The organism is Streptomyces albipurpureus, from assembly GCF_023701525.1.
In the GTDB taxonomy this organism is placed as follows: domain Bacteria; phylum Actinomycetota; class Actinomycetes; order Streptomycetales; family Streptomycetaceae; genus Streptomyces; species Streptomyces albipurpureus.
In genome coordinates this window covers 132,542-152,692 of sequence record NZ_JAMQAW010000002.1, presented here as the reverse complement: position 1 = coordinate 152,692, position 20,151 = coordinate 132,542, and the positions used below count along the sequence as shown (strand labels likewise).

Sequence of the window (20,151 nt, the reverse complement as noted above, 5' to 3'; positions counted from 1 at the left end):
GTGCCAGCCCAGGTGCCCGGTCCTGGATGGCGTCCATCGCGGGTCGCTGGCGCCCGGCGCGGTCCGGCGGATGGGTGTCGGACGGGTGGTCGCCCAGCGGGCCGGGCCGGACGGTCGCAGGGGTGTGGGCGGATGCCGGCGGGCGCCAGTCGTGACCTCGCCGTGGGCTCCTGGCGAGGTCGGGGTGTGCGGCCTCGACAGCGGACCGCTCGCCCTCGTCACTCTGCGTGGCGAAGGCGCGTGATGCGGCTCCCTGTCGTCGGTCGATCTCATCGGAGGCATCTGGAGCGAGCCGCTACACCGCCCCTGAGCGGGGCGGGTCAGCGGTGCCAGGGCGCGGGGTCGGCAGAGGTCATCGGTGCTGCGGGCCCCGACGCTGCGGCAGCGACACCACGCCGGCCCCGGTGTCCGCGGAGCTGGCCGCGGCGGGCGGCAGCCCCGCGATCTGGCAGAGCAGATCGCACCAGGCCGCGAGGTGCGCCGCCGTATCGGGAACGCCGTCTCGGCCCTCCCGGGGCGTCCAGGACGCCCGGATCTCGATCTGGGTCGCGGGCCGACGCTCGGAGAGCCCGCCGAAGTAGTGGGACCCCGCGCGGGTCACCGTTCCGCTCGGTTGGCCGTAGGACAGTCCACGAGCCTCCATCGCCCCCGTCAGCCAGGACCAGGACACCTCGGGCAGCAGCGGATCGGCCGCCATCTCCGGCTCCAGCTCGGCCCGCAGCAAGGTCACCAGCCGAAAGGTGCCCTGCCACGCGTCATGCCCGGCGGGATCGTGCAGCAGCACCAGCCGTCCGTCCGCGAGATCCTCCTCGTCCTCCACGATCGCCGCTTCCAGCGCGTACGCGTAGGGCGCGAGCCGCTTGGGCGGTGGGGTGGGGTCTACCTCGATCCCGGGCCGCAGCCGTGCGGTCTGGAGCGCTTCGACCGCGAGTTGAAACGCGCGCGGTACGGCGTTCTGCGGGCTGTCCTCACCACTGTCCTTGCCGTCCCTGCCGTCCCTGCCGTCCCTGCCGTCCTCGCCGTCTCCGGTGGTGCCCTTTTTTCCGGAATGAGCGTGATGTGGTTGATCAGACTGGTCAGAATGATCGGAATAACGTCCCTGAGCCGCGGCCATGCGGGGAAGAGTAGGCGGAACGGGCCCTGTGCGCAGGGAAGGACACCCGGGGCGGCGCAGCCACTTCCACCCGGCGTGCGAAGATTTGGGGCGTGAGCGTCAATGACCGCCCCACGGGCCAGCAGCCGAAGCCGTACGAATCCGCCTTCCTCAAGGCGTGTAGGCGGGAGCCCGTCCCGCACACCCCGGTCTGGTTTATGCGGCAGGCCGGCCGTTCCCTGCCCGAGTACCTGAAGGTGCGCGAGGGCACGGCGATGCTGGAATCGTGTATGCGCCCCGAGTTGGTCACCGAGATCACGCTCCAGCCGGTGCGTCGGCACCACGTGGACGCCGCGATCTACTTCAGCGACATCGTGGTCCCGCTCAAGGCGATCGGTCTGGACCTCGACATCAAGCCCGGTGTCGGACCGGTGGTCGCCGAGCCGATCCGCACCCGCGCCGACCTCGCCCGGCTCAGGGACCTCACCCCCGAGGACGTCTGGTACGTGACCGAGGCGATCGGTCTGTTGACCGCCGAGCTCGGTACGACCCCGCTCATCGGGTTCGCGGGCGCTCCCTTCACCCTCGCGAGCTATCTCGTGGAGGGCGGCCCCTCGCGCAACCACGAGCACACCAAGGCCCTGATGTACGGGGACCCGCAGCTGTGGGCCGACCTGTTGGACCGCCTCGCCGAGATCACCTCGATGTTCCTGAAGGTGCAGATCGAGGCCGGGGCAAGCGCGGTCCAGCTCTTTGACTCCTGGGTCGGCGCGCTCGCCCCGGCGGACTACCGACGCTCGGTGATGCCCGCTTCGACCAAGGTCTTTGACTCCGTCGCCTCCTACGGGGTGCCCCGTATCCACTTCGGTGTCGGGACGGGCGAACTGCTGGGCCTGATGGGCGAGGCGGGCGCTGATGTGGTCGGTGTCGACTGGCGTGTTCCGCTGGACGAAGCCGCCCGTCGGGTCGGTCCCGGCAAGGCGCTCCAGGGCAATCTCGACCCCGCGGTGCTGTTCTCCACCCCGGAGGCGGTGGAGGCCAAGACCCGCGAGGTGCTCGACGCGGCGGCCGGACTTGAGGGCCATATCTTCAACCTGGGCCATGGGGTGCTGCCGACGACCGACCCGGACGCGCTGACGCGTCTGGTGGCGTCCGTCCACGAGCAGACGGTTCGCTGAACCGCTCGCTGTCGTACGGTCGTTGAGTCCGCCCGGCCGCCGCGAAGGCCGGGCGGTTCCACAACGGCCCGCGGTGTGCCGCTGCCGTGGCGCCGGCTCCCGTCGGCGACGGGCGTCTCAGCTCGCCCGTACCGCCGCGGCCACCTTTCGGGCGGCCACCAGCACCGGGTCCCACACCGGGGAGAACGGCGGCGCGTATCCCAGATCCAGGGCCGTCATCTGCTCCGCGGTCATGCCCGCTGTCAGTGCCACCGCCGCGATGTCCACGCGCTTGGCCGCGCCTTCCCGACCGACGATCTGTACGCCCAGAAGTCGGCCCGTACGGCGTTCGGCGATCATCTTCACCGTCATCAGCGCCGCTTTCGGGTAGTAGCCGGCCCGACTGGTGGACTCGATCTTCGCCGTGACGTACTGGAGGCCGACCGCCGCCGCCTCCCGCTCGCGCAGGCCGGTCCGGGCGATCTCCAGCTCGCAGACCTTGCTGACCGCCGTTCCCACCACACCGGGGAAGGTGCCGTAACCCCCACCCACATTCGAGCCGATGATCTGACCGTGCTTGTTGGCGTGGGTGCCCAGCGGCACATGGCGCTCCCGGCCCGAGACCAGGTCGAGCACCTCGACGCAGTCCCCGCCCGCCCAGATGTCGTCGTGGCCGCGCACCCGCATGGACAGGTCCGTGAGCAGACCGCCGTACTCGCCCAGTGGCAGCCCGGCCGCCCGGGCCAGCGTCGTCTCCGGCTCCACGCCCATCCCCAGGATCACCACATCCGCCGGGTACAAGCCGTCTCGGGTGGCGACCGCCCGCGCCCGGCCGTCCGTGCCGGTACGGATCTCGGTCACCTCGGCGCGGTTCACGGTGGTGATGCCCAGACCGTCCATGGCCTGGTGGACCAGCCACCCCATGTCCGGGTCGAGCGTCGCCATCGGCTGCTCACCCCGGTTGAGCACGGTCACCTCAAAGCCCCGGTTCAACAGGGCCTCGGCCATCTCCACCCCGATGTAGCCGGCTCCGATCACCACCGCGCGGCGCCCATCGGTGCCCGCCAGGGTGTCCAGCAGCGCCTGTCCGTCGTCCAGGGTCTGCACCCCGTGTACACCGGGGGCGTTGATGCCCGGCAGCGGTGGGCGGACGGGGCGGGCGCCGGTGGCGATGACGAGCTTGTCGTACCCCGTCCACGCCTCCGTGCCGCTCTCCAGGTCGCGGGAGCGCACCCGCCCGCCCGTCGGGTCGATCTCGATGACCTCGGTGCGCATCCGCAGATCGATGGCGCGCTCTCGGTGCTCGTCCGGGGTACGGGCGATCAGCTCGGCGCGCTCACGCACCTGGCCGCCGACCCAGTACGGGATCCCACACGCCGAGAACGAGCTGAAGTGGCCGCGTTCAAACGCGACGATCTCCAACTCGTCCGGGCCCTTGAGCCTGCGTGCCTGCGATGCCGCGGACATGCCCGCGGCATCGCCTCCGATGACCACCAGTCGTTCGACCGTTCTGGGTTTCGCCATGGTCACACGCTACGGGGGAGCGCCTGGTCAGCTCTCGTCAGGTCCCTTTTCCCCGGTCGGTGCGGCTCCCCCCGGCGCGTACGCAGGCAGGGGCGCGGGCGTCGGTTCCGCGGCGATCGCGCGTTGCCGCAGTCGGGGGCGGACGGCCCACCGCCACAGCGCGTACAGCAGTCCCAGCAGGGCCAGGAACGGCGCCACCGCGCCCAGCACCACCACGGTCCAGCGCAGCGAGGTCACCAGGGCGTCCCAGCCACCCTCCAGCGCGTCCAGGAATCCGGGGTCGCCCTCCTCGTCGTCCTTGGCGGTCGCGGTCTCGGACAGGGAGAGCTCGATCGTCGCCAGCGTCGTGCGGTCCTTCAGGGAAGCCTGCCGGGCGAGCAACGACTCCAGCTCCGCCTGCCGGGTGCTGAGCTGGCCCTCCAGGGTGACCACATCGGCGAGCTTGTCGGCCTTGTCCATCAGTACCCGCACCCGGGTCACGCTGGCTCGCTGGGTGGCGATGCGACTGTCCACATCAACGACCTGGTCGGTCACATCCGTGGCGTTCGAGGTGCGGGACAGCAGCTCTCCTGAGCCGGCCAACGTGGTCAGCACCTGGTCGTACTTCTCCTGCGGCACCCGCAGCACCACCCGGGAGTCCAACTGGCGCTCGCCGACGCGCTCGGTCGATTCCTCGGCCACATGGCCGCCGGCCCGCTCAGCCGTCCTCCGGGCGGCGACCAGCGCCTTGGCGGAGTCCTTGACCCGCACCTGGAGCTCGGCGGTGCGAATGATGTGCGACGGCGCGAGCTTGACCGCCGCTTCCGTCTTGCTCGCCCCTGGTTCCGAAACAGCGCTGTCAGCAGCTCCGGCGCCCCTTGGCATATCGGCCTTCTCCGCGGAACTAGCAGCGGACTTGCTGTCACCGTCGTCGCTCGCGCCGCACCCCGCCACCGCGAGCGAGGCGGTCAGCAGCAGCACGGTGAACACACGTCCAGTACGCATATAGCCCCCCATATCGATCCCGTTCCTGGGATATTGCCTCTTCGACGGAGGTGGTCCGCGTTCGGTTTCCGGTCCTCGATCGCGAACCGATCACGGTCCGGACTCAAATCGGTTCTTCACGAAAAAGCTCGATCGATCTCACCCTGGATCGGCCTGGATCGGTCTCGTCCGGTCACTTAGGACCACTCAAGGTGAGTCTGAGAGAGTGGAGCCATGCAGTCTTCCCAGCATGCGGACACCGGCACCGGGGCGCGTACGGACCTCGGACACGTGGTCGTCGTCGGCGGCGGGATCACCGGCCTGGCCGCCGCCCATCGGTTGATCGGCGCGGGAGTCGACGTGACCCTCGTCGAATCCACCGACCGGCTCGGCGGCAAGCTGCTCACCGGTGAGATCGCCGGCGCCCCGGTCGACCTGGGGGCCGAGTCCCTGCTCGCCCGCCGGCCCGAGGCGATCGCCCTGGCCCGTGCGGTGGGGCTCGGCGACCGGCTTCAGCCGCCCGCCACCGCCACCGCCTCCCTCTGGACCCGGGACACCCTGCGCCCCATGCCCAAGGGCCATGTGATGGGGGTCCCCGGCACCCCCGAGGCGCTCGCCGGGCTGCTCTCACCCGCGGGCGTCGCCCGGATCGCCCAGGAGCGCGAGCTGCCCCCGGCCGAGCTGGGTGACGATGTGGCCATCGGCGCCTTCACCGCCGAACGCCTCGGCCATGAGGTCGTCGATCGCCTGGTGGAACCCCTCCTGGGCGGGGTGTACGCGGGGAACGCCTACCGCATCTCCATGCGGGCGGCCGTCCCCCAACTCTTCGCCGCGGCCAAGGAGCAGGGCACCCTGCTCGGCGCGGTCCAGGAGGTACAGCGCCGGGCGCAGAAACAACAACCGGGCGGGCCGGTCTTCCTCGGCATCGAGGGCGGTGTCGGCACCCTGCCCGGTGCGGTCGCCGACGCCGTGCGCGCGGGCGGGTGCGAGATCCTCCGCAACACCCCCGTACACGCGCTCAGCCGCCGCCCGGGCGGCTGGGAGATCCGCACCGCCGACCGGGCCATCACCGCCGACGCCGTCGTCCTCGCCGTCCCCGCCGGACCGGCCGGTGCGCTCCTGGCCCCCGAATCCCCGGCGGCGGCGACGGAGCTCGGGCGGATCGAGTACGCGTCGATGGCCCTGGTGACCCTTGCGTTCCGGCGCTCCGAGCTGATCGGACTCCCCGCCGGCAGCGGCTTCCTGGTGCCCCCCGTGGACGGCCGCACCATCAAGGCGTCCACCTTCTCCAGCCAGAAGTGGCAGTGGGTCAGCGACCGTTCACCCGACCTCTTCGTCCTGCGCGCCTCCATCGGCCGCCATGGCGAGGAGGAGCCGTTGGAGCACGACGACGCCCATCTCACCGCCGTGGCCCGCCATGACCTCCAGCAGGCAACGGGCGTCACCGCGAACCCGGTGGCCGCAGTGGTCACCCGCTGGAACAGCGGCCTGCCCCAGTACCCGGTGGGGCATCTGTCCCGGATCGCCCGCATCCATCAGGAGATCGCCAAGCTCCCAGGACTGGTGGTCTGCGGAGCCGCGTACGACGGTGTCGGCATCCCCGCCTGCATCGCCGGCGGACAGCGCGCCGCGGAGGAGATTCTCGCCACGCACACCCTGACGCAGGGCACCCGCCAAGGCACGGGACAATAGCCCCATGAGCGCACCAGAAAAGATCCCGAACGCCGGCAAGAAGGCCAAGGACCTCAACCAGGTCATCCGCTACACGCTGTGGTCCGTCTTCAAGCTGCGCGATGTGCTGCCCGAAGACCGCTCCGGCTACGCCGACGAGGTCCAGGAGCTGTTCGACCAGCTCGCCGCCAAGGACATCACGGTGCGCGGCACCTATGACCTCTCCGGGCTGCGCGCCGACGCCGATGTCATGATCTGGTGGCACGCCGAGACCTCGGACGAGCTTCAGGGTGCCTACAACCTCTTCCGCCGCACCCGCCTCGGCCGGGCGCTGGAGCCGGTCTGGTCGAACATGGCGCTGCACCGCCCCGCCGAGTTCAACAAGTCGCACATTCCGGCGTTCCTCGCCGACGAGACTCCCCGTGACTACGTCAGCGTCTACCCCTTCGTGCGCTCGTACGACTGGTACCTGCTGCCCGACGAGGACCGTCGACGGATGCTCTCCGACCACGGCAAGATGGCCCGTGGCTACCCGGACGTGCGGGCCAACACGGTCGCCTCGTTCTCGCTCGGGGACTATGAGTGGATTCTTGCCTTCGAGGCGGATGAGCTGCACCGCATCGTCGATGTGATGCGTCATCTGCGTGCCTCCGAGGCCCGGATGCACGTCCGCGAAGAGGTCCCGTTCTACACGGGTCGCCGCAAGGAGGTCTCCGAACTGGTGGCCTCGCTCGCCTGACGGGCCATGGCCCGCACCCGGGACCACCACCCCGGGAGATGACGAAGGCCGGGACCGCACACCAGCGGCCCCGACCTCCCCGATCCGGAAGATCAGAGGGCGTTCGGCAGTCTTGGCTGCTCCGCGCGCCGCTCCAGCGACACCGGATCCGGCTCCGGGTGCGGCGCGCACGACGCGCGCCGCACCGGCGTCTGCCCACGCAGCAGATAGTCCTCCAGATAGGCGTTGACGCAGTCATTGCCGCCCCCGCCGATGCCATGGGTCCCGGCGTCCTCCTCGGTGATGAGCACCGCGCCCCTCAGTCTGCGCGCCAGCTCCTTCGCACCCTCGTACGGAGTGGCCGCGTCCCGCTCCGCGGCCAGGATCAGCACGGGCGGCAGAGCCCCCCGCTTGGTGCCCACCTCCAGCGGTTGCTGCCGGGGTCCCTCCCAGAAGGCACACGGCAGATTCATAAAGGCGTTGTCCCAGGTCTCGAAGGGCGCCCTCTGGGCCGACTCGCTGTTGTCCCGGTCCCAGACCGCCCAGTCCGTCGGCCAGGGGGCGTCATTGCACTCGACGGCCAGATAGACCGCGGTCGCGTTCTCGGCATCCACCGCCGTCTCGGGCCTCGGCGATGCCTGGGCGATCAGCGGCTTCTCATTGCCCCGCAGATACTCCGACAGCGCGGTCGCCCGCGGCACCCAGTAGTCGTCGTAGTAGCCGGCGCCCAGGAACGCCCCTTGGAGCTGCCCCGGCCCGACCTTGCCGCCCGCGGGCTTCAACGCCAGTTGGGCACTCGCCTTCTCATAGCTCCGCGCCACCGCCTCGGGGGTGGCCCCCAGGCCGTAGGTGCGGTCGTGTCTGGCCACCCAGCCGCGGAAGTCGGCCCAGCGCCGTTCGAAGGCGACGTTCTGGTCCAGGTTGTTGCGGTACCAGATCTTGTTCCGCGCCGGGTTCACCGCGGAGTCGAAGACCATGCGGCGGACGTGGGAGGGAAAGAGCGTCGCGTACAGCGCACCGAAGTAGGTGCCGTAGGAGGCGCCCATGAAGGTGAGCTTCTCCTCGCCGAGCGCGGCTCGCAACACATCGAGGTCGCGGGCGTTGTTGAGCGAGGTGTAGTGCTGGAGCGCGCTGCCGTTCTTGCGGGCACAGCCGCGGGCGTACGCCTTCGCCTCGGCGACGCGCTCCTGCTTGTACGAGGGCGAGGGATGGGTGGGGGCCAGGGTGGGGCCCTTGAGGTGGTCCGCCGGCTCCTGGCAGGACAGCGGCGCTGAACGCCCCACTCCCCGGGGCGCATAGCCCACCAGGTCATAGGCGCCGGCGATCCGCTTCCACTCCGAGAGCTGTCCGGCCAGGGGGAAGTACATGCTGGACGCGCCGGGCCCGCCGGGGTTGTAGACGAACGCCCCCTGGTAGTCGGCGGGTTCGCCGCTCGCCCGTACCCGGCTCACCGTCAGGGTGATCTGCTGACCCGACGGCTGTGCGTAGTCCAGGGGGACCTTGACCGTGCCGCAGCTCACCGATGCGGGGAGCCGTTCGACTTTGGGGCAGACACCGAAGGGGATACCCGCGGCGGCGGCGTCGGCGGCCGCGATCGCGGTGCCCCGGGACTCGGCCAGCGCGGTGGTGGTTCCTCCTGCGGGGGCGATGGCCAGCGTGCTGATGACCAGGGAGCCGAGGCCGGTGAGGACCCCGTACTTCGCCACTGCTCTCATCAAGTTCCCTTCGTCGCCCGCCGCTCCGCTCTCGCACGGGCGGCGGTCAAGGGATCTTTCGTGGCGCGTCAGGGCATGTAAAGCACCACCGGATGGTGTCGCGGCCAATGACTCCGATGCGCCGTCCGGTCCTCGGCGCGCTCCCCTCGCCCGCCGTTGAGCGCCCGTTCCCCGTGGCGTTCCCCCGGGGTGCGTGCACGGCTCAGCCGCAACCGCAGCCGCCGCACCCTCCGCAGCCTCCGCCGTCTCCTCCTCCGTCTCCGCCGCCGTCCCCTCCCGCGGAGCTGGTGGCGGCGATGGCGACGGGCGCCACCACCGCGGCGGCCAGCAGCGTCTGGAGAACGGGCTGGGGCGCCCCGCTGGCGCCCTGCACCGCGACCCGCCGCGCCGGAACCACCGAACTGGCCGGCTGCTTCCGATAGGCGCGCAGCGCCCGCGTCCCGGCTGTGGTGACCCGGCGACTCACCCGGTTGGCCATCAGCTGTCCGGTCACCATGCCCCAGACCAGCGCGGGCAGCACCAGCAGGACGAAGGGCTGCTCCGGGCGCGGCCAGTCCTTGGTGTAGCTGAGGATGGTGAGGCCGATGGCGGTGGGAATCACCAACCCGCACAGCGCCGCCTGCACATGGCCCCAGGTCTTTGGCCCCGTACCGATCCGCTGGTAGGTCATCATCAGCCCGCGGTCCATCAGACCGCTGGCGATGCCCTGGACGGCGGGCTTGCGCATCACGGTGTAGCGCAGCGTGTTCAGGCGGGCGTCGTCGGAGCTCTCCAGATGGGTGAGCACCGCGCGCTCCACCGGATCGTGGGCGACGGCGTTCGCCACGTTCACGATGCCGGGGCCGCCGAGCTTCAGCCGTCCGTCCACGTGCATGACGGTGAGAGCGGTGTCCACGACCCGTGAGGTACCGCCGCCGAGCAGGGCCGCCTCATACGCGTCGCGGATCTCCTCGGCCACGCCCTTGGCCGGTCCCCCGCGCCGGGCGCGGATCACCTTCACCATCAGGGCGGTGGAGGAGACTCCGATCGAGATCCAGATCAGTACGGCCGCTATGCCCATGGACTACCTCCGTATGAGTCGATCCCGCGCCGCCCGAGCCAGTCGGGTGGCGCGCCGGGGTGGACGAGTTGCCACGCGATCCTCCCACCAACGGGTGAGTTGCCGACGGGATCGCTCGTCGGTCGGTCGACCGGCGATGAGGAGGTGCTCGACGAAGGAGAGCGCGTCGCGACGGTAGCCGGAACCCATGGGACGGCCCCTGGCGTAGGCGAGGAAGGCCGGCCGGTAGTCGTCCCCGAGGATCTCGGGCAGTTCGGGCGCTATCCGGGCGATGACGGAGGCCCGTTTGGCGGCGAGCGCCCGCCGCTGCACCCGCAGCCGCTGGTGGTCGAAGCCCTCGGGAGCCGGACCACCGGCGACCAGGGAGGACAGCAGCGCGGCCTGGGCGATCCCGATGCGTTCCCGGGCCGACTGGTCGAGGGCCGGTTGCGCTGCCGACCGCGCGGACCGGCCGCCCGGCTCGGGGCTCGCCACCGAAGGGGCGGGCCCGCCGTCACCCCGTACCACCTGTCTGATCGCGTCCAACTCGCCGGCGAGGGCGGAGTGCGACTCATCCGACGCGGGGAAGTCGTCGTCCCGCTCCAGGAGTACCCCCGGTGGACTGACCCGGGAGCAGAGCTCGCGCAGCACGTCCAGCACCGGCTCGGTGACCGGGTGGGCGTGGCTGTCGTGCCATACGCCGTCCCGCTCGACCCCGCCCGCCACATGCACGTACCGGATGGCCTCCACCGGCAGCTCATCGAGCGCCTTGGCCGGGTCCTCGCCCTGGTTCACATGGTTGGTGTGGAGGTTCGCCACATCGATCAGCAGCCCGACGCCCGTGCGCTCGACCAACTCGGCCAGGAACTGCCCCTCCGTCAGCTCCTCGCCCGGCCAGGAGATCAGTGCCGCGATGTTCTCCAGGGCCAGCGGGACCGGCAGCGAGTCCTGGGCGATACGGACGTTCTCGCACAGCACCTTCAGCGCGTCCCAGGTCCGCGGGACCGGCAGCAGATGGCCGGCCTCCAACTGGGGGGAGGCGGTCAGCGCACCACCGGCCCGTACGAAGGCGATGTGCTCGGTCACCAGTGGCGACCCCAGTGCCATGGCCCGCTCGGCGAGGTCCTTCAGCTTCTGCTCGGACGGCCGGTCCGCGCCACCGAGCCCCAGGGACACCCCGTGCGGAACCACCGTCACACCCCGTGAGCGCAGCCGGGAGAGCGACTCGGGTAGATGGCCGAGACAGACGTTCTCCGCCACGACCTCGACCCAACCGAGCTCCGGCAGGCCCTCCACCGTCTCCGCTATCTCCGGCCGCCAGCCGATCCCTATGCCGAGTTCCATCCGCGCCCCCTGCCCTGTGTCCCTGACCCCCCGCGCGCCGGTGCACCCCTGGCACGTGCAGGGGTCATGGCCCTGTAAGAGCGAGTTAAATCCCATCAGGGAGACGTTCAGAGGTTGGCTTGAGGTTCCCGGCCGGTAGGTAGGGAAAGGTCACGGACTGAGCGCGGGCTCCGGCCGACTGGTGTTGATCCCGCTGGGCGGCCCTGGCTGGACGGACGGCTGCGAGGTCAGGGTCTGGCTCCCGTTCGGTTCCACCGGCTGCGGGACCTCCGGCGCACTGCCGTCGGGCGGCGGCGGGCCGGTCGGGCTCGCGGTCGCACCACCCGCGGCCTCATTGGCCAGCGCGTCGAAGTCGACCATCCCGGTCGCCTCCAACATGGTGATGTGGTCCAGCACCGTCTGGTTGGCGTCGCTCGCCAGCTGACGTATCAGGGTGTTGCGGGTGGTGTGCCGGACCTGGGCCACCAGCGAGAAGACCTTGCCATGTGCCGCGCGCAGCAGGTTGGCGAACTTGTACTCGTACTCCCGGCCGCTCGCCGCCGACAGCTCCCGTAGCCAGGCCTGCTGCTGGTCGGTGGGCTGGTTGGGCAGCTGCACCCCGAGCTTGGCCGCCACATCGCGCGCCCGCCGATCGAGATCGGCGTGGCCGACGACGAGATGATCACCCGTGTCCTTGATGGCCTTCGTCGGGGCACGTTCGATCGCCTGCTGGCCGGCGGGCAGCTCCCACAGACCGGCGAGCCGGACCTTCACCAGGAAGTCACGGTCCGTGGCCGACAGCGGTCCCCACTGCGTTGCCACGGACGAGGCGTTGAGGTTGTCCTGACCGGTCCCGGAGCGGTCCGCGTACGACCACACCGGGAAGGCCAGCGCCCCCACGGTGGCGACCAGCGCCGCGATGATCAGAGCCGTCCCGTTGATACGCCGCAACAAAGTGCCTCCCGAGCAGAAGTGCCACAGGCCAACCAATCGTCAACTGTGCCCAAGCTCAATCGTCTTGGCAGTCCTGAGAGGTACGTAACGTACTCTTCGGGCGTTCAGTTGTGCGAGTACGGGGTGATCAACCGCGCAGGGCGGGATGGTCGGCGACCACCGTCTGTGAACCCGCTTCGATCTCGGTGAAGCCGGCGTCCCGGACCATCGGCAAGCCACTGGACACCAGCCGCTCCCATCGCCCTACGTCGGCCACCCGCACGGCCAGCGGAAAGCCCGCGTCCGCCCACGTCTTCCGGTCCGCCTCCGCCAGCTCCCACCACGCCAGCTGCGCACCATGCCCGGCCTGCGCCATCGCCTTGCCCGCCGACATCTCCAAGCTCGGGCTCAGCCACAGCACCGGTACCTCGGCACCCGGCGTGCCGGGCGGCTCGGGGTCGTCCAGATCCGTGCCGGACACCTGGAGTTTGGCCAGTTCCCTCGGCCAGCCGTCCAGCGGTACGGGCGGAAAGACCCGCACCTGTGCCTCCTGGCCGAGCACGGTGACCCCAGGCAGCGCCGATGCCTTGCGCCACTCCGCTCCCCGCGCCCGCCGCACCACCTTGCGGATCCGGGCGTCCTGCCAGTCCCGGATGGCCCGGGCCCACTCCCCGTCCCCCAGCGACCGCTCGTCGGCGAGGATGGTGAGCACGGCACGGGCCGCGGTCTCCAGCGCGTCCGTCCGCGGCGGGGGAGCGGTCTTCTCGATCCGCACCACCAGCGGCAGAACGAACTGCGGGGCCTCATCGCGATCGGTGCTCTGCTGCCGGAAGAGGCTTGCCGTGGGGTGCTCGGGGCTCGGAGGTACCTCCGAATCCGGGGAACTCCCGGGACTGTCAGGTTGTGCGTTCTCGCTGCTCACACCCGTCAGTGTGCCAGTAACACGGGAGGCAGCCAGCGGAACGCCTTGGCGGAATCGCGGACTCCGGGTGAGGATGCACACCATGAAAAGCGACCTCTTCGCCTCTGAGAACATGGCTCAGCAGGCCACCGTTCCCGGAATGACCCAGCAGAACGCCAAGTCCATCAAGTACGCCGTCAACGGTGAGATGCACGCCCGCCAAGGCTCGATGATCGCCTTCCGCGGCAATCTCCAGTTCGAGCGGAAGAGCCAGGGCATAGGCGGCATGTTGAAGCGAGCGGTCACCGGTGAGGGGCTGCCGTTGATGGCCGTACGCGGTCAGGGCGAAGCCTGGTTCGCCCATGAAGCGGCCAACTGCTTCATCGTCGACATCGAGCCGGGTGACGCCCTCACCATCAACGGCCGCAACGTCCTGTGTTTCGACGCCTCCCTCTCCTACGAGATCAAGACCGTGAAGGGCGTCGGCTCGGCCGGCGGTGGACTCTTCAACAGCGTGTTCACCGGTCAGGGCAAGCTCGCCATCATCTGTGAGGGCAACCCCATCGTGATCCCGGTCTCCGCCCACCAGCCGGTCTACGTCGACACCGACGCGGTCGTCGGCTGGAGCGCCCACCTCACCACCTCACTGAACCGCTCCCAGTCCTTCGGCTCGATGGTCCGCGGCGGCTCCGGCGAAGCGGTTCAGCTGATGCTCCAGGGCGAGGGCTTCGTCATCGTCAGGCCCAGCGAGCTGGTCCCGCAGAAGGCGGCCTGAACTGAAACTCCAGTCGGTCGGCCGCCGCTATGGCCTGCGCGGTCCCTGGGTGTTGCGTGGAGTGGATCTGGAACTCCCCGCACACACCCTGGTCCGGATCTCCGGGACCAACGGCACCGGCAAATCCACCCTGCTCCGGCTGATCGCCGGCATCGACGCACCCAGCGAGGGCCGGATAGACGGCCGACCCCGCACGGCGTACGTCCCCGAACGCTTCCCCGGCGTACTGCCCTTCACCGCCGTCGGCTACCTCCGGCACATCGGGCGCATCCACGGCCTCGACCGTCGTACGGCAGGCGCCCGCGCCGACGAGTGGCTGGAGCGCTTCGGGGCCGGCGAACACTCCCTCACCCCCCTCGCCGAGCTCTCCAAGGGCACCAGCCAGAAGGTCGCCGTCGCCCAGGCGCTCCTGGCCGAGCCCGAACTCCTCGTCCTGGACGAAGCCTGGACGGGACTCGACGCGGCAGCCCGTGCCGAACTCGACCGCGCGGTCGCCGAGCGCGTCGCCGCCGGCGCCACGGCGGTCTACGTCGACCATGATCCGCTCCGGCTGGCGGACGCGGCCGACTCGGTCCACTCGGTGAGCGGCGGCACGCTCATACCCGCCGAGCCCGCCGCACCCAACGCCCCACGACTGAGCGGGGCCGGATCGGGACCGCGGGTACAGATCATCGTCACGGGCCCGCCCGGTGCCCTCCCACCCGATGGCCTGCCCGGCACCCCCGAGCACGAGATACGCCCGGACGGCGACATCCTGCTGACCGTCACCGCCCCCTACTCAGACTCGCTGCTCAGAGCCCTGCTCGGAGCAAGGCCGCCCTGGCACATCCGTCAGGTCGAACATCGCGAGGCCACGAAGGTGAGCCAACGATGAAGGCGCTCTTCGCGCTGCTCGGCTATCAAACCGCCCTACTGGCGCGCTCCCAGCGCTGGCTGCCGCCGTTCCTCCTGTACGGGATCATCCTCGCCGTGGGCATCCAGCCGGGCCGCCCCGTGCTCGACGCGCTCGGCTACTCCGCCGCCGCGCTCCTTCCCGTCACCGCCTGGCTGGTCCGGGTCTGTGTCACCCAAGAACCCACCTCGGCCCGCGACATCACCTCAGCCGCCACCAGCCCCCAACGCGTCCAGTTGGCCCCGCTGCTCACCGCGCTCATGGGCGCCGGAGTGCTGGGGTGCCTCGGCACCACGGTGGTCGTCCTCGTGAGCAAGGCGATGGGCGCGGACAACCACACCGTGGTGCCCATACCCGAGGCCGTCTTCGCCGGGCTGCTCGCCGCGGCGGTCTGCGCCCTGACCGGTGCGGCCGTGGCGGCGCTCTGCACCCGGCCGCTGCTGTACTCCCGGGGATGGTCGCTCGCCCTCACCGCGCTGGGGTCGCTGCTGGCGCTCGTGACCACGGGATCGCCCGCGAAGTACGCCGTGACCGTACTGGTCACCGGCTCCCGGACCGGCGACCCGCGGCTTCCCCTGCTCGCCTTCGCCGGTGCGCTGTTGTTCGCGGGAGTGGCGGGGGCGGCGGCCTGCGCGATGGGTCCGCTGCGGGGCACGGATGTGGCGACGGAGAACTGACGGACTCTGGCAAAATCCGACAGACCGAGACAGACCGAGACAGACCGAGACAGGTCAAGACGGGCTCAGCCGGACCAGGACGGGCTCAGCCGGACCCGGACCGATCCAGCCGGAAACCTGATGGAGAACTGGCCGGTAATTGACGGATAGCCAGGGCGGACGGGACCAGGGAGCTGACGTGGGGCCGATGGTCTGGTCCGTCCGTACTCAGCACTGTTCGGCACTTCACCGGGAAAGGGGGGAGTGCCCTCCAGAGCCCGGCGGGGAGCGCCGAGAGAGCTGAGGGCACTCAACGCCCGCGCCCAAGCCGGCGTTCAGCGCTCGCAGTAGGCTCATCCCATGGACCAGCTCCCCTCCGGGGCCCAGGATGAGCCGTACTGCGCCACGCCGGATCGACCCGAGCGGGTGCGGCCCGCGGGGCCGCCCTTCGCCGAGTGTGTGCTCTGCCGTGAACCGACCGAGTACCCGGAGTCCACCAAGGGCAGCACGCTCTGCCCTGTCTGCGCATGGCAGGAAGCCCAACGAACCGCCTGCTCCGGATAGTTCGCCGGTCGAACTGACCGAGTCAGGTCCGGCCGGGTGCGACATCAGCTCCCGCACTCGGAGCAGGATCGGTCCCGGCCAGCCGGTCGGGCAGGCCGCTGCCGCGACCGACGGACAGACCCCAGGCAGGGGCATCGGGTGTCTGGCGCTCCCTACGCCGGGGAATCGAGGCCGAGTTCATGCCGGTCGATGGCCTCGCGCACGGCGTTGACGAACCCGTTCCAGAAGTGGGCCTGGTTGGCGGGTCCCACACCGGCGGTCGTTCTGCGGTTGGCCGCTCCGTCGAAGTTGCCGAACATCGCCCTGCGTAGTTCGGTGGATATCTCCAGCTGTCCGCCGGCTCTGGTGCGGGTGCGGTTGACGATGTTGTCGGGGTCGTCCCCGTTGAGCGGGGTGTTGGGAGCCGCCACGGTCACCGTGACGTCCAGGTCGGGGTTGCTGTTCCCGGTGGTGAGGCCGTTCGCCGTGAAGGCCGCGTTCAGGTTTCGCTTCAGCCGCTGGTCCGCGCCGCCGATGAGGATCTGCCGGGTGGGACCCGTCGCCGGGCTGTAACCGTGCACGGAGACGGCGTACAGATTGTTGTCGCAGATCGCCAGGGCGGCCGGGTCGTCACACTTGGTCGAGGTGACATGCAGTTCGGCGGCTGAGGTCAGTGCCTCGAACATCCAGTAGTCCCGCTGCGGCACCCCTGCCACCGGGGCCGGGAGGGTGGTGCCGGACCCGGCGAGTGTGTATCCGGCGATCGCGAGGCACAGCTCACTGGTGCCCGCCTCGATGCCGCCACCGTGGGGGGCGATGACCGCCGTACTGCGGACCGCGCTGCTGGTGCCGCTCACGTTGTCGAGGAGTTCGGCCCGGGTGCCGCTGCGGAAACGGCGCGTCCAGTGGACCCCTTCCTGGTAGAGGCCGCTGCTGTAGAGCGCGGAATTCGAGGGGAAGTCAGTTGTGGCGGCCGCGGCGGTGCTGCCGTTCCCGGCGAGGTCGTTGAGGAGGGGCAGGCTGGCCGCCGCGGCGGCTACGGAGGTCAGGACGGTACGCCGACTGGTGAAGTTCATCGGATGATCATCTCCAATGGTCCGGCCCTGCCACCAGAGGGCCTCCCGCGGGCTGGGGCGGCGAGAGCCCTCAACGGCCGCCGCGTCTCACGGACTTCATCGACTGCCTCCTTCCTCCTTCCGCACGAGGTCGGAGACCTTGACCATGCGGTAGCCGCGTTCCCTGAGCTCGGGCACGATGGTGCGGATCGCCTGCTCGGTGACGGGGGCGGCGCTGCGGGTGCAGTGCATCACCACCACTGAACCCGGCCGCACCCCGGCCAGCACCTGCTCGGCGACCGCGTCCGCGTCCGTCGCGAAGGCGTCCCCGCTGACGACGTCCCACTGGATCGCCGTCACCTTCGCGGGGGCAAGGGCGCGCAGAGCCTCGTTGTTGTAGCAGCCTCCCGGGAAGCGGAAGTACGGCACCACTTGGCGCGCACCCGCCTTGCGAAACGCATCGAACGCCCGCTCCACATCAGCCCGCATATCGCGCTCGGCGATGGTGGGCAACCCGTAGCAGCGGGAGGTGAAGGAGTAGTGACTGTACGAGTGGTTGGCGATCTCGAAGAGCGGATCGGTGCCGATGGCCTTGGCCTGCTTCGGATACTGCTCGGCCCAGCGGCCGGTCATAAAGACCGTGGAGGGGACCTTCAGCCGTCGCAGTGTGCTGATGAGCTCGGGGTTGTCGAAGCGCTCGCCACGGGTGGCCCGCTCTCCCTGATCGGCGGTCATATCGGCGTCGAAGGTGAGCGCCACCGTCTTCGCGGCCCCGGGGGAGGTGGCCGCGCGCTCAAAGACCGGGGTCAGACCGGAGCGCGGCCGGGTCAACTGGGGAGCGGCGGCAGCGGCGCCGGTCCTGCCGGCCTTCGAGCTGGCTTCCGCGCCGGGTGAGGGCTTGCCGGTGCCCTCCCGCTCACCACCACAGGAAACGAGTAGGGCGCTCAGGGCGCTCAGGGCGAAAAGCCTCTGGATGGAAGTGATCACCGCAAGAAAATATATGACCACTGCTTAAATATGCCGATATGTCGCTTCTGTGTCGAGGTTACGATCCCTACGCTGGAGTCCGTCCTCAGTTCCCCCAAGGAGCGACATGGCGCAGTCCCCCACGTTTGGAGTCCTCGCCCGACTGGCCGAGGTGGGCGCCGCGCCGGCGGACCGCGGCGAGCTATGGCGGCTGGACGCGGTGGCACGGCAACTGGACGCGAACATCGTGCGGCTCGCCGCGGGCGAACGGGTGCGCGGGCAGAGCGAACCGGACCTCGATGTGCTGCTCTGTGTGCTCAGCGGGAGCGGTGAGGTGGAGACCGCCGGGCAGCGCGAGCCATTGGAGCCGGGCAGTGTGGCCTGGCTTCCCCAGGGGACTGAGCGGGCGCTTCTCGCGGGCGATGGGGGGCTGGTCTATGTCACCGCCCACCGCCGTCGACCGGGTCTGACGCCAGGTGGCGCGGGTGCGGGCGCCGCCGAGGGCGGCGAGCCCGCCTGTCTGCTCAGTCGGATCTGCCCCTCCTGTGACCGCCCATCGGACGACCTCGGCGCGCGCTACTGCGGACGGTGTGGCACCGAACTACCGTACTGACGGATTTCGGCGGTTCGGCAGGTGGATGGAGACCGCTCGCAGCCCAGCTCAGCCGCGGATTCCCCGGGCGCTCCCCACTCGGTACCGAACCGGGCACACCGCCGTGACGAACTCTCGGTGAGAGACAGTCGCCGTCGTATTGAGCACAACACGCGACTCATCCGTATCAAGTGGCGGACGGCCCTCCGGTGCACAGCCGGACCGGGCCCCGTAACCCCCACAGGAGGCGGCGAGTTGAGTCACAGGCGCATACCCAAGCGGAAGGTCGCTCTGGCGGGAGCGGCAGCCATTGGCATCACGGCCGCGGCCATTCTCCTGCCCCAGGCATACGCTTCCCAGAAGGGCCCCGACGCCGGCACCCCGGCCGCCCCCAAGACCATGAGCGCGGCCGCTGCCGCCAAGCTCCTCCAGCAGCTCGACGGCACCCTCGGCGATGCCTACGGCGGCGCGTACTACGACTCCGAAACGCAGCAGCTCGTCGTCAACGTGGCAGGTGAGGACGCGAAGGCCAAGGAGCGGGTCACCCAGGCCGGAGCGGTGGTCCGCAATGTGCGCAACAGCGCGAGCACCCTCCTGGACGCCCGGCGCACCCTGGTGCGCGAGGCCACGATCCCTGGCACTTCCTGGGCCATGGATCCCCGGACCAACCAGGTCCTGGTGATGGCCGACCGCACGGTCAAGGGCGAACGCTGGGACAGACTGGAAGCCTCCGTAAGGGATCTCGGCCCCGGTGTGGCCCGGATCAAGAAGTCGGCGGGGGAGTTCAAGCTCTTCCTCGAAGGAGGCGATGCCATCTTCGGCGGTGGAGCGCGCTGCTCGCTCGGCTTCAATGTGACCACCCAGGACGGAGCCCCCGGCTTTCTGACCGCCGGCCACTGCACCGCGGCCTCGAACAGCTGGTCCGAGACCCAGGGCGGCGCTCCGATCGGCACCGTGCGCGAGACGGTCTTCCCCGGCGACGGCGACTTCGCGTTGGTGGCCTATGACGACCCGGCCGCCCAAGCTCCGAGCAGTGTTGACGTCGGCGACGGAAACACCCTGGCGATCACCAGCGCCGCGGATGCCACGGTGGGGCAGGGTGTGGCCCGGATGGGGAGCACCACCGGTCTGAGAGAGGGAGAGGTCACCGGTCTCGATGCCACGGTGAACTATCCGGAAGGTACCGTCACCGGTCTGATCCAGACCAATGTGTGTGCCGAACCCGGGGACAGCGGTGGCTCGCTGTTCACTCGTGGCGGTGCAGCCATCGGCCTCACCTCGGGCGGTAGTGGCAACTGCACCAGCGGTGGAGAAACCTTCTTTCAGCCGGTGACGGCGGCACTGGCCGCGGTCGGCGCTCAGATCGGCGACGGTGCGGGTACGGGCGCTGACTCCGGCGGTGCTGACGGTGGCGCTGATGAGGGCGCTGACGGTGGGGCCGTTGAGGGTGCCGATGGTGGTGCTGACGGTGGCGCTGTTGAGGGTGCCGACGGTGGTGCTGACGGTGGGGCCGTTGAGGGTGCCGACGGTGGTGCCGATGGTGGCGCTGTTGAGGGTGCCGACGGTGGGGCCGTTGAGGGTGCCGACGGTGGCGCTGACGGTGGTGCCGATGAGGGCGCTGACGGTGGGGCCGTT

The 20,151-nt window shown here is 70.2% G+C and carries 19 protein-coding genes; 9 read left to right on the top strand and 10 right to left on the bottom strand.

Translation table 11 applies throughout. From position 1 onward, the window contains the following. Nucleotides 1-352: 352 nt before the first annotated feature. Complete coding sequence (locus NBG84_RS01885) at nucleotides 353-1,114, bottom strand: DUF3000 domain-containing protein (protein WP_250917433.1); 762 nt, start codon at nucleotides 1,112-1,114, stop codon at nucleotides 353-355. A gap of 92 nt (nucleotides 1,115-1,206) precedes the next feature. On the opposite strand from NBG84_RS01885, the gene hemE reads away from it, so the two are divergent. Then, complete coding sequence (gene hemE, locus NBG84_RS01880) at nucleotides 1,207-2,271, top strand: uroporphyrinogen decarboxylase (protein WP_250917432.1); 1,065 nt, start codon at nucleotides 1,207-1,209, stop codon at nucleotides 2,269-2,271. 117 nt (nucleotides 2,272-2,388) lie between these two features. Here hemE and NBG84_RS01875 read toward each other — a convergent pair whose 3' ends face one another. Together NBG84_RS01875 and NBG84_RS01870 are read right to left on the bottom strand one after the other, a co-directional pair. Continuing rightward, entirely contained in the window at nucleotides 2,389-3,774 is a 1,386-nt protein-coding gene (locus NBG84_RS01875; protein WP_250917431.1) for an FAD-dependent oxidoreductase, read from the bottom strand. A gap of 27 nt (nucleotides 3,775-3,801) precedes the next feature. Next, nucleotides 3,802-4,758, bottom strand: a complete 957-nt coding sequence (locus tag NBG84_RS01870) for a DUF4349 domain-containing protein (protein ID WP_250917430.1) — start codon at nucleotides 4,756-4,758, stop codon at nucleotides 3,802-3,804. Nucleotides 4,759-4,971: 213 nt separating this feature from the next. On the opposite strand from NBG84_RS01870, the gene hemG reads away from it, so the two are divergent. Both hemG and hemQ read left to right on the top strand, forming a co-directional pair. Then, on the top strand, nucleotides 4,972-6,429 hold the full coding sequence (gene hemG / locus NBG84_RS01865) for a protoporphyrinogen oxidase (RefSeq protein ID WP_250917429.1): 1,458 nt from the start codon (nucleotides 4,972-4,974) through the stop codon (nucleotides 6,427-6,429). Nucleotides 6,430-6,433: 4 nt separating this feature from the next. After that, a complete protein-coding gene (gene hemQ / locus NBG84_RS01860; protein ID WP_250917428.1) occupies nucleotides 6,434-7,147 on the top strand; it encodes a hydrogen peroxide-dependent heme synthase in 714 nt (237 codons plus the stop codon). A gap of 92 nt (nucleotides 7,148-7,239) precedes the next feature. Here the strand turns inward: hemQ and NBG84_RS01855 are convergent, their stop codons facing one another. The 5 genes from NBG84_RS01855 to NBG84_RS01835 form a co-directional block, all read right to left on the bottom strand. After that, nucleotides 7,240-8,841 (bottom strand): alpha/beta hydrolase, encoded by a 1,602-nt coding sequence (locus NBG84_RS01855; RefSeq protein WP_250917427.1) that lies wholly within the window; start codon nucleotides 8,839-8,841, stop codon nucleotides 7,240-7,242. Nucleotides 8,842-9,043: 202 nt separating this feature from the next. Continuing rightward, nucleotides 9,044-9,901, bottom strand: coding sequence for a TIGR04222 domain-containing membrane protein (locus NBG84_RS01850; protein WP_250917426.1), 858 nt, complete (start codon nucleotides 9,899-9,901; stop codon nucleotides 9,044-9,046). A 3-nt stretch (nucleotides 9,902-9,904) separates the two neighbouring features. Beyond that, a complete protein-coding gene (locus NBG84_RS01845) occupies nucleotides 9,905-11,224 on the bottom strand; it encodes an MbnB/TglH/ChrH family RiPP precursor modification enzyme (protein ID WP_250917425.1) in 1,320 nt (439 codons plus the stop codon). Between the two features lie 150 nt (nucleotides 11,225-11,374). Beyond that, on the bottom strand, nucleotides 11,375-12,154 hold the full coding sequence (locus NBG84_RS01840) for a DUF4142 domain-containing protein (protein WP_250917424.1): 780 nt from the start codon (nucleotides 12,152-12,154) through the stop codon (nucleotides 11,375-11,377). Between the two features lie 130 nt (nucleotides 12,155-12,284). After that, nucleotides 12,285-13,058 (bottom strand): peptidyl-tRNA hydrolase, encoded by a 774-nt coding sequence (locus NBG84_RS01835; RefSeq protein WP_250917423.1) that lies wholly within the window; start codon nucleotides 13,056-13,058, stop codon nucleotides 12,285-12,287. Nucleotides 13,059-13,140: 82 nt separating this feature from the next. Between NBG84_RS01835 and NBG84_RS01830 the strand changes: the two genes are divergently transcribed. The 4 genes from NBG84_RS01830 (at nucleotide 13,141) to NBG84_RS01815 (ending at nucleotide 15,924) form a co-directional block, all read left to right on the top strand. Next, nucleotides 13,141-13,812, top strand: a complete 672-nt coding sequence (locus tag NBG84_RS01830; RefSeq protein ID WP_250917422.1) for an AIM24 family protein — start codon at nucleotides 13,141-13,143, stop codon at nucleotides 13,810-13,812. Between the two features lies 1 nt (nucleotide 13,813). Then, entirely contained in the window at nucleotides 13,814-14,686 is an 873-nt protein-coding gene (locus tag NBG84_RS01825; protein ID WP_250917720.1) for an ATP-binding cassette domain-containing protein, read from the top strand. Continuing rightward, complete coding sequence (locus NBG84_RS01820; RefSeq protein ID WP_250917421.1) at nucleotides 14,683-15,381, top strand: ABC transporter; 699 nt, start codon at nucleotides 14,683-14,685, stop codon at nucleotides 15,379-15,381. Before NBG84_RS01825 ends, NBG84_RS01820 begins: the two co-directional genes overlap by 4 nt. A 339-nt stretch (nucleotides 15,382-15,720) precedes the next feature. Beyond that, nucleotides 15,721-15,924: a hypothetical protein gene (locus NBG84_RS01815; RefSeq protein ID WP_250917420.1), complete on the top strand. Its 204-nt coding sequence runs from the start codon at nucleotides 15,721-15,723 to the stop codon at nucleotides 15,922-15,924. Nucleotides 15,925-16,076: 152 nt separating this feature from the next. Here the strand turns inward: NBG84_RS01815 and NBG84_RS01810 are convergent, their stop codons facing one another. Both NBG84_RS01810 and NBG84_RS01805 read right to left on the bottom strand, forming a co-directional pair. Beyond that, entirely contained in the window at nucleotides 16,077-16,979 is a 903-nt protein-coding gene (locus NBG84_RS01810; RefSeq protein WP_250917419.1) for a poly-gamma-glutamate hydrolase family protein, read from the bottom strand. A gap of 96 nt (nucleotides 16,980-17,075) precedes the next feature. Beyond that, nucleotides 17,076-17,945 carry a polysaccharide deacetylase family protein gene (locus tag NBG84_RS01805; protein WP_250917418.1) on the bottom strand — a complete coding sequence of 290 codons (870 nt, stop codon included), beginning with the start codon at nucleotides 17,943-17,945 and terminating at the stop codon, nucleotides 17,076-17,078. Nucleotides 17,946-18,051: 106 nt separating this feature from the next. On the opposite strand from NBG84_RS01805, the gene NBG84_RS01800 reads away from it, so the two are divergent. Then, nucleotides 18,052-18,537 carry a hypothetical protein gene (locus tag NBG84_RS01800; protein ID WP_250917417.1) on the top strand — a complete coding sequence of 162 codons (486 nt, stop codon included), beginning with the start codon at nucleotides 18,052-18,054 and terminating at the stop codon, nucleotides 18,535-18,537. Nucleotides 18,538-18,771: 234 nt separating this feature from the next. After that, nucleotides 18,772-20,151 (top strand): S1 family peptidase (locus tag NBG84_RS01795; protein WP_250917416.1); only part of this gene is annotated, 1,380 nt, incomplete at its 3' end.